11 protein-coding genes are annotated in these 12,871 nt (G+C 64.3%); 3 read left to right on the top strand and 8 right to left on the bottom strand.

Annotated elements, in window-relative coordinates; all coding sequences use genetic code 11:
* Positions 1 to 16 precede the first annotated feature (16 nt).
* The 5 genes from AC0V7N_RS27610 to AC0V7N_RS27630 all read right to left on the bottom strand — a co-directional run bounded on the left by AC0V7N_RS27610 (position 17) and on the right by AC0V7N_RS27630 (position 6,518).
* The gene (locus AC0V7N_RS27610; protein WP_475451368.1) at positions 17 to 886 is read right to left on the bottom strand and encodes a patatin-like phospholipase family protein; all 870 of its coding nucleotides are present in this window, start codon (positions 884 to 886) and stop codon (positions 17 to 19) included.
* Positions 883 to 2,259, bottom strand: coding sequence for a M16 family metallopeptidase (locus tag AC0V7N_RS27615; protein WP_475451369.1), 1,377 nt, complete (start codon positions 2,257 to 2,259; stop codon positions 883 to 885). The genes AC0V7N_RS27610 and AC0V7N_RS27615 overlap by 4 nt, the downstream gene beginning before the upstream one ends.
* A gap of 2 nt (positions 2,260 to 2,261) precedes the next feature.
* A complete protein-coding gene (locus tag AC0V7N_RS27620) occupies positions 2,262 to 3,650 on the bottom strand; it encodes a M16 family metallopeptidase (RefSeq protein ID WP_475451370.1) in 1,389 nt (462 codons plus the stop codon).
* 202 nt (positions 3,651 to 3,852) lie between these two features.
* On the bottom strand, positions 3,853 to 4,407 hold the full coding sequence (gene rsmD, locus AC0V7N_RS27625; RefSeq protein WP_496627410.1) for a 16S rRNA (guanine(966)-N(2))-methyltransferase RsmD: 555 nt from the start codon (positions 4,405 to 4,407) through the stop codon (positions 3,853 to 3,855).
* Positions 4,404 to 6,518, bottom strand: a complete 2,115-nt coding sequence (locus AC0V7N_RS27630) for a pseudouridine synthase (RefSeq protein WP_475451371.1) — start codon at positions 6,516 to 6,518, stop codon at positions 4,404 to 4,406. The genes rsmD and AC0V7N_RS27630 overlap by 4 nt, the downstream gene beginning before the upstream one ends.
* A gap of 181 nt (positions 6,519 to 6,699) precedes the next feature.
* On the opposite strand from AC0V7N_RS27630, the gene AC0V7N_RS27635 reads away from it, so the two are divergent.
* Positions 6,700 to 7,149 (top strand): nucleoside deaminase, encoded by a 450-nt coding sequence (locus AC0V7N_RS27635; protein ID WP_475451372.1) that lies wholly within the window; start codon positions 6,700 to 6,702, stop codon positions 7,147 to 7,149.
* A gap of 39 nt (positions 7,150 to 7,188) precedes the next feature.
* On the opposite strand, the gene AC0V7N_RS27640 is transcribed toward AC0V7N_RS27635, so the two are convergent.
* Both AC0V7N_RS27640 and ileS read right to left on the bottom strand, forming a co-directional pair.
* Entirely contained in the window at positions 7,189 to 7,866 is a 678-nt protein-coding gene (locus AC0V7N_RS27640; protein ID WP_475451373.1) for a hypothetical protein, read from the bottom strand.
* Positions 7,867 to 8,123: 257 nt separating this feature from the next.
* On the bottom strand, positions 8,124 to 11,087 hold the full coding sequence (ileS, locus tag AC0V7N_RS27645) for an isoleucine--tRNA ligase (RefSeq protein WP_496627411.1): 2,964 nt from the start codon (positions 11,085 to 11,087) through the stop codon (positions 8,124 to 8,126).
* A gap of 43 nt (positions 11,088 to 11,130) precedes the next feature.
* Here ileS and AC0V7N_RS27650 point away from each other — a divergent pair, with 43 nt between their 5' ends.
* A complete protein-coding gene (locus tag AC0V7N_RS27650; RefSeq protein ID WP_143748368.1) occupies positions 11,131 to 11,340 on the top strand; it encodes a hypothetical protein in 210 nt (69 codons plus the stop codon).
* On the opposite strand, the gene AC0V7N_RS27655 is transcribed toward AC0V7N_RS27650, so the two are convergent.
* Positions 11,316 to 12,128: a MipA/OmpV family protein gene (locus tag AC0V7N_RS27655; protein ID WP_475451374.1), complete on the bottom strand. Its 813-nt coding sequence runs from the start codon at positions 12,126 to 12,128 to the stop codon at positions 11,316 to 11,318. The two genes, AC0V7N_RS27650 and AC0V7N_RS27655, sit on opposite strands and share 25 nt — an antisense overlap.
* Before the next feature lie 188 nt (positions 12,129 to 12,316).
* Between AC0V7N_RS27655 and AC0V7N_RS27660 the strand changes: the two genes are divergently transcribed.
* On the top strand, positions 12,317 to 12,871 hold the full coding sequence (locus AC0V7N_RS27660) for an HdeD family acid-resistance protein (RefSeq protein WP_475451375.1): 555 nt from the start codon (positions 12,317 to 12,319) through the stop codon (positions 12,869 to 12,871).

Here is a 12,871-nt window from a genome sequence, read left to right on the forward strand (position 1 = left end):
TTGGCCGCCCCAAGACTCAGTCCAAACCGCGCTTGCCGCGCTTGAGCCTGGTGGCGCCGGAGCGCGCCTCCAGTGCTTTTTCCACCTCGCGCTTCAGCTGATCCTTGATATCCGCCGTGTCGTTCATCAATGCGTCGATCTTCAGGAAATCGAGCACGCGGTATTTCGACACCGCCGGGCGGACCAGTATGTCGGGGCTGCACTGTTTGAGCTTGTTGGCGATGATCGACTGCATCATCAGCTGCGTGGCGCCGAACATCAGGTCGACGGAGGTCGGCTGCTTGCGGTCAGCCTCTTCCGGCGCGCCGACGACGTCGACGCCGATGATGATGTCGGCGTCGTTCTCTATGAGATCGAACGGCACGGGGTTGTAGATGCCGCCATCGATCAGCAGCCTGCCGTCGCGCGTCACCGGCCGGAAGACTGCTGGAATGGCGGCCGAGGCGGCAAGCGCGGAGTGCAGATCGCCTTCGTCGAACACAGCGAGCTTGTGGCCGAAATAGTCGGTCGCCGTCACCTTCAGCGGGATCTTCAGCGCGGCGAAGGTTTCGGGAATGGCCTCGGGCAGGAAGGCCTTCAGGATGCGCTCGACATTGAACTGGCTGACCCGAATGCCGCCCTGCATGGCCTCCGCGATCGTGCCCGGGCGCGCGCGCCACATCCGGCTCGCCACTTCGGCGCGGCGGCCGAGGATCGAGCGGGCGTAGTCGTGGATGTCCTTGCCGGTCATGCCCGCGGCCATGCCGGCGCCCATGATGGCGCCGATCGACGAGCCGGCGATCGCCACCGGTTTGATGCCGAGCTCGTCCAGCGCCTCGATGACATGGATATGCGCCAGGCCGCGCGCGCCGCCACCGCCGAAGGCTATGCCGAAGGTCGGGCTCATCCCTTGCCGGCTCCGGCCAGCGGCGGCCCGACCACCATGATGGTCGGTTCGGCCGTCAGCAGCTTTTTCGCTGCCGCCTTGACCTGGTCAAGCGTCACCGCGTTGATGTAGCCGGCGCGGCGCTGCATGTAGTCGATGCCGAGATCGTCGATCTGCAATTCGACCAGCGTCGCGGCGATGGAGCTCGAAGAGTCCAGATTGCTGATGGCATAGGCGCCGATCAGGTATTTCTTGGTTGCCGCCAACTCAGCCTCGGTCGGGCCGTCCTGCGCCAATTGCTTGACGACATCGCGCACGATGCCGAGCGTCTCGGCCGCGCGGTCGGAACGCGTGCCGGTGGTGACGATCAGCGCGTCGGCATGATCCTGGTTGACCAGCGAGGAGTTGACGCCATAGGCCAACCCGCGCTTTTCGCGCACCTCCTGGAACAGGCGGGAGGTGAAGGTGCCGCCGCCGAGGATCTCGTTCATCAGCACGGCGGGGAAGAAATCCGCCGATTTGCGCTTAACGCCCGGCCAGGCAAGCTGCAGCGAGGTCTGCGGCAGGTCGTAATTGACCTCGAGATGCTGCGCCAGCTTCGGCTCGACATCGGCGACCGGAGCGAGCGCCTGGCTCTGCGGCAGGTCGCCGAACACCATGTCCAGCTTCTTCTTCAGCGTCTCGGCGTCGATGGCGCCGACCACGGCGACATGCAGGCCACCGCGTGCGAACACCGCCTTGTGCAGGGCTTTCAGATCGTCCTGCGTGATGGCGGCGACGCCTTGCCTGGTGCCCTGGTCGGAGCGCGAATAGGGGTGGTCGCCATAGACGGCGCGCGCCCATTTGCTCTGCGCCACCGTGTCGGGGTCGTTCTCGTTGGCGATGATGCCGGACAGGATCTGGGCGCGGATGCGGTCGATCGGCGCCTGGTCGAAGCGGGGCTCGTTGACCGCCAGGCGCAACAGCTCGAAGGCCTCGTCGCGCTGCTCGGCCAGCATACGCATCGAACCGTAGATGCCGTCGCGGCTCTCTTCGAAGCTCATCTCGGCGCCGGCATCGTCGAGCCTGATCTGGAAGGCTTCCGAATCGAGAGTGCCAGCGCCCTCGTCGAAGAGGCCGGTCATCAGATTGGCCAAACCTTCCTTGCCCACCGGATCCTGGGTCGAGCCGCCGCCGAAGACGAAGCGGACAGCGACGATCGGTACGGAATAATCCTCCACCAGCCAGGCGGTGACGCCCTTCGACGAAGTGACGGACTGGATGTCCATGGCGCGGGCGGCCAGCGCCGGCAGGATCAGGAAGAGGATGGAGAGGAAGAGAGTTGCCAGTGCGGCGCGCGTTCTTCCTTCTCCCCTTGCGGGAGAAGGAGAAGAGCCGCAGTGCGAGTTCGTCATCATCAATTCCCCGCCTGTTGCTGCGGCAAGAGATAGCCAGTTGTCGAGCGAGCCAGCACCAGATAGCGCGCAGCGGCGGCCTTGACCTCGTCGACCGTGACCTTGCGGATGCGGTCCGGCCATTGCTGGACATCCTGCACATTGCCGCCCGTGGCGAGCGTCGAGCCATAGATTTCGGCCATGGAGTCCTGCTTGTCGCGGGCAAAGACCATCGACCTGATATAGCGGTCCTTGGCCTTCTCGAGCTCATCGGATGTGACGCCGCCGCTGGCGATGCGCGCTACCTCGGCATCGACCGCGGCCTCGACGTCGGCCAGCTTGGCGTCGCCGCGCGGCGCGCCATAGACGGTGAAGTTGGTGTCGTCGAGCATGGTGCCCTGAAAGAACGCGCCGGCGCTGGAAGCGATGCCCTGCTGGACGACCAGCGCCTGGTAGAGCCGGCTGCGGTTGCCGCCGCCGAGGATTTCGGCCAGCAGGTCGAGCGTTTCCGCCTCGCCTGGCTTTGCGGTGTGATAGGACGGCACCACCCATTGCGTCGAAAAACTCGGTACGCTGACACGAGCGTCGGTGAGCGTGACGGTGCGCTTGGTGTTCTGCTCCGGCTCGACCGGGCGGATGCGCGGCGGCAGGTCCGGCCCGCGCGCCACCTTGCCATAGGTCTTTTGCGCCAGCGCCTTCACCGTATCCGGTTCGACATCGCCGGCCACGATCAGCACGGCGTTGTTGGGCCGGTAGTATTTGTCATAGAAGGCGGTGGCGTCGATGCGGTTCAGTTGCTCCATCTCCTGCATCCAGCCGATGACCGGGATGCGGTAGGGCTGGTTCTGCCACAGCGTCGCATCGACTTCCTCGTCGAGCACCGCCTGCGGATTGTTGTCGATGCGCGAGCGGCGCTCTTCGAGGATGACATCGCGCTCGGTCTTGATGACGTCATCGGTGAGGATGAGGTTGCGCATGCGGTCGGCTTCAAAACTCATCATCAACTCGAGCGATGACGGCGCCACCGTCTCGTGGAAGGCGGTGTAGTCGTAGGAGGTGAAGGCGTTGTTGGAGCCGCCAATGTCGGAGACGGCGCGGTCGAACTCGCCGGCCGCGTGATGGGTCGTCGCCTTGAACATCAGATGCTCGAAGAAATGGGCGATGCCGGATTTGCCCGGCGGCTCGTCGGCGCTGCCGATCTTGTACCAGACCATATGGGTGACGATCGGCGCGCGATGGTCGGGAATGACGACCACTTCCATGCCGTTGTCGAGCAAGAAATCCGTCACCTTGAACTCGGCCGGCTTCGTGTTGGCCGGCACGGCACTATCTGCCAGCGCGGAGCCGGTGAGCGTGAAGGCCAGCGACGTTGCCAGCAGTGTTCCGCGCAGCCATTCAGCCTGAAATGTCATCAATGGCTCCGGTTCGTAGAGCGGTTCATCGTTTCACGGAAACGCTGAACTGCTCCATCTCTTTGTTCTGACGCAATTCCGGACGGAAAACCGCATGACACTTTTCCTGGAATTGCTTGGGTACGACGATAGGGCAAGGTGCTGGCGACAAGCAAAGTGAATTGTTGTTGCCGGCAAAGGCGGCGGCAAAGAGGCCGGCGGATCAGGCGGCCTCGATGAAGCGGATGATGGTTTCGCCATAGTTGCGTTCATCCAGCACGGAAAAGCCGGGGCCAGGCTCGAAGGGCGCCGCCGACGTCTCCTCGACCACGCAGAGCGCGCCAGGCCGCAGCCAGCCGCCGGCTTTCGCTGACTGCAAGGCGCGCTCGCCAAGGCCCTTGCCATAGGGCGGGTCGGCGAAGACGAGGCCGAACGGCGCCAGCGTGCCCGCCTCGCCAAGGCCGGTAGCGTCACGGCGAAAAATCTTGGTGCGGCCGGTCAGGCCGAAGGCCTCGACATTATCGCGGATCAGGCCACGGCCTTCGGCCGACTCCTCGATGAAGACGCCATAGGAAGCGCCGCGCGACAGCGCCTCCAGACCAAGCGCGCCGGTGCCGGCGAACAGATCGAGCACGCGCGCACCGCCCAGCTGTTCGGCAAAGCGATGCGCCAGCACGTTGAAGACGGCCTCGCGGGTGCGGTCGGTCGTCGGACGGATGGCGCTGCTGCGGGGCGTCGCCAGTGGACGTCCGCGAAACTCACCACCGACGATTCTCATCTTGTCCGGGGACCCTTGGGGCCGCCACGCGGCCGTTCACCGCCACCGGCCGGACGCTCGCCACGCGGCTTGCCGAACGGCTTTGCACCGCCTGGCTTGCCATCGGGTTTGCCATAAGACGGCATGAACGAGGCCTTGCGCGCTTTGGCGTCAGCCGCCTTGGCGGCGTCGGCTTCCGCCCTGCCCTTGCCGATCGGCCGGGCGCCTGGCGCCATCCAGACATTGGCCTTGCGCTGGCCGGGCGGCTCGATCGGCCGCTGCTCACGCTCGGTTTTCTTTCCCCCAAAACCACCACGCGGCTTGTCGCCGAAGCCACCGCGCGGCTTGTCGCCAAAGCTGCCGCGTGGCTTGTCGCCAAAGCCGCCGCGTTCGGGCCTGGGACCGCGTTCGCCAAAGCTCTTTTCCGGCCTCTCGCCTCTGTCGGGACTGGTCGACAGCTTACCCAATGCCTCGTCGCGGCTGCCTTCCCTACGCTTGCGGTTCTTGATCAGCCCGCCCTCACCGATCGGCCGGCGCTCGCCGTCGCGGGTGAATTTCGGCCGTTCCGGCTCGGGCTCGCGAACTTCGGTGCGCCGCACCGGCTTGTTGGAAAACGGCTTGGTGACCTCGGCGTCGAAATTGGCGCCGGATTCCTCGACCAGACGCTCGCCAAGCTGGTCGCGCAGGACGCGACCCTTGATCTCCAGCACGTGACCCTCGGCGAGGTCATCGAGCTGGAACGGACCGTAGGAGATGCGGATCAGCCGTGTCACATCGAGGCCGAGCGAGCCAAGGATGTTCCTGACTTCGCGGTTCTTGCCTTCGCGCAGGCCGATCGTCAGCCAGGCGTTGGTGCCTTGCTCGCGGTCGAGCGTCGCCTCGATCGCGCCGTAGAAGACGCCGTCGACGGCAATGCCTTCGCGCAGGCCGGCGAGCGCGCTTTCCTCGACCTTGCCGTGGACGCGCACGCGGTAGCGGCGCAGCCAGCCGGTGGCCGGCAGTTCGAGCACCCGCGACAGGCCGCCATCATTGGTCAGCAGCAGCAGGCCTTCGGTGTTGATGTCTAGCCGGCCGATGGTCATCAGCCGCGGCAATTCGGCCGGCAGCACGTCGAAGACGGTCTTGCGGCCTTCGGGATCGCGGTTGGTGGTGACGACGCCGGCCGGCTTGTGGAACAGGAACAGGCGCGTGCGTTCGATCGGTGGGATTTCCATGCCGTCGAGATGGATGATGTCGCCAGGCATGACATTGAAGGCCGGCGACGACAGTGCCCGGCCATTGACCTTGACGCGACCGGCCGCGATCAATTCCTCGGCGTCGCGGCGCGAGGCAAGCCCGGCGCGCGCCAGCCGCTTGGCGATGCGTTCACCGGCCTCTTCCGCCGCCTCGGCTGGACGCGGGCGCGGCTTGAAGCCGGCTGATGCGCCTTGCGGCCGATCGCTGAAGTCACGCTTGGGGCGATCGCTGCCGAAATCGCGCTTGGGGCGGTCAGCGAAGTCGCGCTTCGGGCGATCGCCGAAATCACGCTTGGGACGGTCGAAACGCTTTTCGCCACCTTCCGCCGAAGCGGCAACCGGACGGTCGCCACGCGGCGCGTAGGGCTTGCGCGGTCCTTCGCGTTTTTCATACGGCTTGCGCTCGCCTCCGGCTGCCATCGGGCGATCGCCACGCGGCGCATACGGCTTGCGCGGTCCTTCGCGCTTCTCAAACGGCTTGCGCTCGCCTTCCGCTGCCATCGGACGGTCGCCACGCGGCGCATAGGGTTTGCGTGGCCCTTCGCGCTTCTCAAACGGCTTGCGCTCGCCTTCGGCCGCCAGCGGACGGTCGCCACGCGGCGCATAGGGCTTGCGCGGTCCTTCGCGCTTCTCGTAGGGCTTGCGTTCGCCTTCGGCGGCCACTGGGCGGTCGCCGCGCGGTGCGTAGGGCTTGCGCGGGCCTTTGCTGAAGGGCTTGTCGCCGCTCTTGAAGTCGCGCTTCGGGCGCTCGCCCTCAGCGGCCATCGGCCGGTCGCCGCGAGGGGTATAAGGCTTCTTCGCGCCGAAGGACGGCTTGCCGCCCCTCTCGCCTCGCGGAGCCGCAGGTTTCTTGCCCGGGCCTTTTTGGCGCGGAGATTTCTTGTCGTTGTCGTCCATGTGGCCTTTGTCCGTTTGCGCTGCTACAGCGTGGCGCATCCTTTCGGGCGCGCAACGAACGCTGTAGCACTTTGATTTGGCGCATGATCTTTTCCGAAAATCGAGTCCGATTTTCGGGTTGATGTCGCTCAATAACAGGATCACGCCTGAGTGGCGAGGAGATAATCGGAATGGAAACCGCTTGAAGCGGCCTGATTTCATGGCATTGGCGCTGAAGGAGGCCGAAGCGGCAGCCTTGCGGGGCGAAGTGCCGGTCGGCGCCGTCATCGCCACAGGCAACACAGTCGTTGCAAAAGCCGGCAACCGCACCCGCGAGCTTGCCGATCCAACGGCGCATGCCGAGATGCTGGTCATCCGCGAAGCCTGCGGCAAGCTCTCAGCTGAGCGGCTGACCGGCCACGATCTCTATGTAACGCTGGAACCTTGCGCCATGTGCGCCGGCGCCATTTCCTTCGCCAGGCTGCGCCGTCTCTACTTCGGCGCCGCCGACGAAAAGGGCGGTGCGGTGGTCAATGGCGTGCGCTTCTTCGCCTCGCCGACCTGCCACCATACGCCCGACATCTATCCGGGCATGGGCGAGACCGAAGCGGCCCTGCTGCTTAAGGAATTCTTCAGGAAACGGCGCGACTGAACCGCGCCATGCCCTCCGAGAAGGGCAGCGTGGCCGTTCTTACAGCGACGGCAACCAGTCGAACCAGCCGCTCTTCTTGCCTTCCGCCTCTTTCTTCAGGCGGCGTTCCTTCTTGTACTCGTCCTCGCCGAGTACGTTCTGCGGCGCAGTGTCGGACGCGACACGGTAGGCCAACGGCGGCTCGCTCAGATATTTGCGAGTGTTGGGATCGCCCTGCTTGGCGTCCGCAAGACGACGCTGAATTTCGGCGGCGCGGCCCTTGTCGGAGTCCGCGGGGGTCCACGCCGGCGGGTGGCTGGAACCTGATTCCGCCATCGCCTTCTTGACCGAGGCCGGATCGCTCTGCACATCGTCGACGATCTCTGACTGATAGCTCGGGTCATTCTGGTGGGCGGTGGCGTCGGCACGCAGCCGCGCGCGACGCTGCTCGGGCGATTCGGGCCACTCGGCGCTTGCCGACTGGATGCTGTCCTGCGGTGCAGGCAGCGCTTCCTTCTGTCCGGGAGCGGGCTTCACCAAGGTGGGGCGCGGCTTGTAGTCGATCGGATCCTTGTGCTTCGGGGCGAAGGAAACGGCGCCGGTGAGATCGCCGGCCAGCTGTTCGGCAGCGGTCTTGTCGGTGCCGTAGGTCGGAGAGCCCATGCAGCCGGACAAAGCGAGGCCCGATGCGACAAGCGGCGCCAGCAGCGCCAGGCGCGCATTATATCTCTCGGTCATGCCAAAAAGTCCCACTCTAGACAGCCTCTCGATCGCCACCGGCCCAAAGTCCGGTCCCCATCATCCAAGCACTTGCGACGGAAATCCGGCGACAATTTGTCTTCCGGAGTTTCGCGTGTTTACCTCAACCACTCGTTAAGGGCAACGCACGGGCGGATTTGCACCGCCCGGCGTGGCATTTGTGCACCGATTGTCGCGCATTCTGACCGCGCATACCGTGATCCCCAAAACCGCAATGCACTTTCGGGCGACATGCATCAAAGCCGGCCGAGCGCCTTCAGCTCGTGCAGCACGGCGGCATCGCGCGCCGAAACGTCCGGGAATTCCGGATCCTGCCCGACATCGGCCGTGTAGCGCCAGGAACGCGCGCATTTGACCAGGCCGCGGTCCTCGGCCTTCTCGACCACCACGGCGACGCCCTTGACGTCGTCGAGGGTGAAGGCTGATCCCGGCGCCTGACCATGGGCAATGACGAGATCGCTGGTGATCGCCATCTCGGCCATGTCGACGTCCGATATCGCCGCTTCGAGCGCTGCGTCGTTGATGGTGACGACCGGCACCGCCTCCAGCGAGGAGCCGATCACCTTCTGGGCACGTGCGATCTCGAGCGCGCCGGTGACGACGCGGCGCACCTGCCGCACCTTGCGCCATTTCTCCGCCAGCGCCTCATTCTTCCAGTCCGCCGGGATTTCCGGGAACTGGTCGAGATGTACCGACACGGCATCGGGATGCCGGTCGAGCCAGGCCTCTTCCATGGTGAAGGGCAGCATTGGCGCCAGCCATTTCACCAGGCACTCGAAGAGATGGCGCACCACCTGCACCGAGGCCTTGCGCTTCAGGCTCGACGGCGCGTCGCAGTAGAGCGCGTCCTTGCGGATGTCGAAATAGAAGGCCGACAGCTCGACGACCATGAAATCGAGAAGCGTACGGGTGATGCGCTTGAACTCGAAGGCGTCGTAGCCAGAGCGCACGACTTCATCCAGCTCCGCCAGCCGGTGCAACATCAGGCGCTCCAGCTCCGGCATCGCTTCCGGCGGCACCTCCTCGCCATCGTCATGGGCGAGCGTGCCAAGCATCCAGCGAATGGTGTTGCGCAGCTTGCGGTAGGCGTCGATGTTGGTCTGCAGCACGTTCTTACCGAGCCGCTGGTCTTCCCAATAATCCGTCGTCACCACCCACAGGCGCAGAATGTCGGCGCCGGACTGCTTGATGACGTCCTGCGGCACGACCGTGTTGCCGAGCGACTTCGACATCTTGCGCCCGTCCTCGTCCATGGTGAAGCCATGGGTGACGACGGTGTCGTAAGGTGCCCTGCCCCTGGTGCCGCAGCTTTCGAGCAGCGAGGAGTGGAACCAGCCGCGATGCTGGTCCGAGCCCTCGAGATAGACGTCGGCCGGCCATTTCAGATCCGGACGGTCTTCCAGCGTGAAGACATGCGTCGAGCCCGAATCGAACCAGACGTCGAGGATGTCCATCACCTGCTTCCACTTAGAGGCATCGTGATTGCCGAGGAAACGCTCCTTGGCGTCGGCGGCGAACCATGCGTCGGCCCCCTCTTCCTCGAAAGCGTCCATGATGCGCTGGTTGACCGCCTCGTCCTTCAGCACGTGGCCGTCCTCGTCGGCGAAGACGGCGATCGGCACACCCCAGGCACGCTGGCGCGACAGCACCCAGTCGGGGCGCTCCTCGATCATCGCGCGAATGCGATTCTGACCGGCGGCTGGCACGAAGCGCGTGTCGTCGATGGCCTTCAGCGCACGGCGGCGCAGCGTCGTGCCGTCGCCGAGATCCTTGTCCATGTAGACGAACCATTGCGGCGTGTTGCGGAAGATGACCGGCTTCTTCGATCGCCAGGAATGCGGATAAGAATGCTTCAGGCGGCCACGCGCGAACAAAGCGTTGCGCTTGATCAGCTCTTCGATGACGACCTGGTTGGCGTTGCCTTTCTTGCCGTTGTCATCGATGACGCGCGCGGCTCCACCCTCACGGTCCGGGCCAAAGCCCGGTGCATCCTTGGTCAGGAAGCCGGCATCGTCGACAGTGAAGGGAATGGCCGCATCGATGCCGCGCGCGCGCAGATCCGCCGCCGCATCCATCCAGGCATCGAAGTCCTCGCGGCCATGGCCGGGAGCCGTGTGGACGAAACCCGTACCCGCGTCGTCGGTGACGTGGTCGCCGGCGAGCATCGGCACCGGGAACTCATAGCCGCCACCGAGGCCCTTGAAAGGGTGCGAAAGCGTAAGGCTTCCAAGCTCTTGCGCTGAAACACTGCGAAGGCGATTCAAGGCCACCTTGGCCTTCGCCGAAGAATCTTCAGCCAGTGCATCGGCGAAGATCAGCTTTTCGCCCGGCTGTGGGCCAAAAGCATTCTCGGCTGCCGTAACCTCGTAGAGGCCATAGCTGATACGCGGCGAATAGTTGACGGCGCGGTTGCCAGGGATCGTCCATGGCGTTGTCGTCCAGATGACGACATGCGCCTGCAGCAGATCGAGCGCGCCCTCCGTGAGTTTGGCCTCACCGTCATCGATCGGGCGGACCAGGCTGGCGACGGGAAATTTTACCCAGATCGTATCCGACTCGTAATCCTGATACTCGATCTCGGCCTCGGCCAACGCGGTGCGCTCGACGACGCTCCACATCACCGGCTTCGAGCCGCGATAGAGCTGGCCCGACATGGCGAATTTCAGCAATTCGCCGGCGATGCGCGACTCCGCGTGGAAGGCCATCGTCGTATAGGGATTCTTGAAGTCGCCGACGACGCCGAGCCGCTGGAACTCACCGCCCTGCACCGAGATCCAGTGCGCGGCAAACTCACGGCATTCCTTGCGGAATTCGTTGACCGGCACTTCGTCCTTGTTCTTGCCCTTGGCGCGGTACTGCTCCTCGATCTTCCATTCGATCGGCAGGCCGTGGCAGTCCCAGCCGGGCACATAGTTGGAATCGTAGCCGCGCATCTGGAACGAGCGGGTGATCACATCCTTGAGGATCTTGTTCAGCGCATGGCCGATATGGATGTTGCCGTTTGCGTAGGGCGGGCCGTCATGCAGCACGTATTTCGTGCGGCCGGCGGCACTCTCGCGCAGCTTGCGGTAGAGATCCATGTCCTGCCAGCGCTTGACCAGCACCGGTTCCTTCTCGGGCAAGCCGGCGCGCATCGGGAAATCCGTCTGCGGCAGGTAAAGCGTCTTGGAATAGTCGATCGTTTCAACAGTGTCGGTCATTGGTCTGCCATGTGCATTGCCCGGCGGCAAAGGAGCTCGGGCGTTGAACTATCATGATTTGGAAAAAGCGCGAGAGGCCGCGCGCAACATTCCCGGCGGCTCCGGCGGCGCTCAGGCCGCCCGGAACACCGGGCTCATAATTCGTATCGCAATCGCGAAAGCGCCGATAAAGTGCGTCATCACCGGGCTTTTAGCCGATGCGGCGGCAGGAATAAAGCGTCGAATCGCTTACATCGTGAAGTCGAAACGGTAGGTGGTCGACACACCGACAGTGAACTGATTGCGGTCGCCGCGCTCTCTGACCAGGCTGGAATCAGCTGCCGGGCCCTCGAGGCGCGAATATTCGCCGAACAGGCTGGCCGTCATCGGATCGGTCACCTTCCAGGTCACCGCGCCGCCGAGGCCGACGGATTTCAGGCCGCCACCGGGATTGTATTGGCTGAGACCCGAGGCCACGGCTTCCTGTGCATTGACGCCATAATAGGCGTCGAAATAGTTGGCCGAGGCAAACGACACGCGTGGGCCACCCGAAATCCTGACGGTTGGCGTCACATCATAGAAGGCGTCGGCGGTGATATCGGCAACAAAACCATTATGGGCACGGATGCCATGCCGCAATTCGGCACGCGCGCGCAGCCAGTCCGTCGGATAGAATTCGAAGAAGCCACCGACTTCGCCACCCCAGCGGACCGGATCGAGGCCCTTGAGTTCGTCGGCATTGCTGTCATCGCGCGAGAACAGGAACTTGCCGGTCAGGCCGGCGCGGACGCCGCCATCATCGACCAGCGCCAGCGAAATGTTGTCGTTACGCGAGGTGAAGCGTGCCTGGGGACCGGCCTTGCCCAAGGAGATGATGGGCTGGGCGCTAAGCATGTATTTCTTGCCGCCCTCGAAATTCGGCGCGACAAGGCCAGTGGCGCCGACCGTCAGATACCAGTCGCCGGACAGCCAGCCGAAAGCGCCGTCACCGGCCTCGGCCGCGCCTGACGTGGCCAGCATCAGGGTAGCCAAGGCTGCAGAAATCTTCACGACCGGACTCATGGCCACTCCACTAACACGATACAACTGTTCCTTGGTGACAGCTTTGACGAGGCTTTGGTAAAATTTGGTTTAAGGATGAGACATCCGCCTCGCATTGCCTGCACCATCGAGCCCGCTATCGGCTGGACGCGGACAGGCACCAGGGGTAACTTCGCGGCATGCTGGCGGCCCTCAATGGAGGTGGCGACATGACCTTGCAAGGCGATACACTGAAGAATGCGATCGGCCAGACACGAGACAAGTGGGGATGGTTTGTCGGTCTGGGCGTGTTGCTGCTGATCCTCGGCGGCATTGCCTTCGGCAATCTGTTCATCGCCACGGTGGCTTCCGTCTATGTCGTCGGCTGGCTGATGCTGGTGGCCGGCATCATCGAGATCATGCATGCTTTCGGCGTCAAGACCTGGAGCCGCTTCTTCTACTGGCTGCTCAGCGGACTGCTTTATGCGGTCGCCGGATTTTTCGCTTTCGACAATCCGCTGCTGGCCTCGGCGGTGCTGACCTTCCTGCTGGCCGTTGCGCTCGTCGCTTCCGGCGCGCTGCGGGCCTGGGTCGGCTACAGTCACCGTCCGGAACGCGGCTGGGGCTGGATCGTCGCGGCGGGCGTGATCAGCGTGATTGCTGGCCTGATCATCGCCATGGGCTGGCCGGTCAACAGCCTGTGGGTGCTCGGGATGTTCCTGGCGATCGACCTGATCTTCCAGGGCTGGACCTTCATCGCCGTCGGCCTGGCATTGAAAAAGTAG

This window comes from Mesorhizobium kamtschaticum, assembly GCF_056174585.1.

Coding starts and splice junctions, on each gene's coding strand:
- AC0V7N_RS27610 (WP_475451368.1), bottom strand. CDS start 886: ATGAGCCCGACCTTCGGCATAGCCTTCGGCGGTGGCGGCGCGCGCGGC.
- AC0V7N_RS27615 (WP_475451369.1), bottom strand. CDS start 2,259: ATGACGAACTCGCACTGCGGCTCTTCTCCTTCTCCCGCAAGGGGAGAA.
- AC0V7N_RS27620 (WP_475451370.1), bottom strand. CDS start 3,650: ATGACATTTCAGGCTGAATGGCTGCGCGGAACACTGCTGGCAACGTCG.
- rsmD (WP_496627410.1), bottom strand. CDS start 4,407: ATGAGAATCGTCGGTGGTGAGTTTCGCGGACGTCCACTGGCGACGCCC.
- AC0V7N_RS27630 (WP_475451371.1), bottom strand. CDS start 6,518: ATGGACGACAACGACAAGAAATCTCCGCGCCAAAAAGGCCCGGGCAAG.
- AC0V7N_RS27640 (WP_475451373.1), bottom strand. CDS start 7,866: ATGACCGAGAGATATAATGCGCGCCTGGCGCTGCTGGCGCCGCTTGTC.
- ileS (WP_496627411.1), bottom strand. CDS start 11,087: ATGACCGACACTGTTGAAACGATCGACTATTCCAAGACGCTTTACCTG.
- AC0V7N_RS27655 (WP_475451374.1), bottom strand. CDS start 12,128: ATGAGTCCGGTCGTGAAGATTTCTGCAGCCTTGGCTACCCTGATGCTG.
- AC0V7N_RS27660 (WP_475451375.1), top strand. CDS start 12,317: ATGACCTTGCAAGGCGATACACTGAAGAATGCGATCGGCCAGACACGA.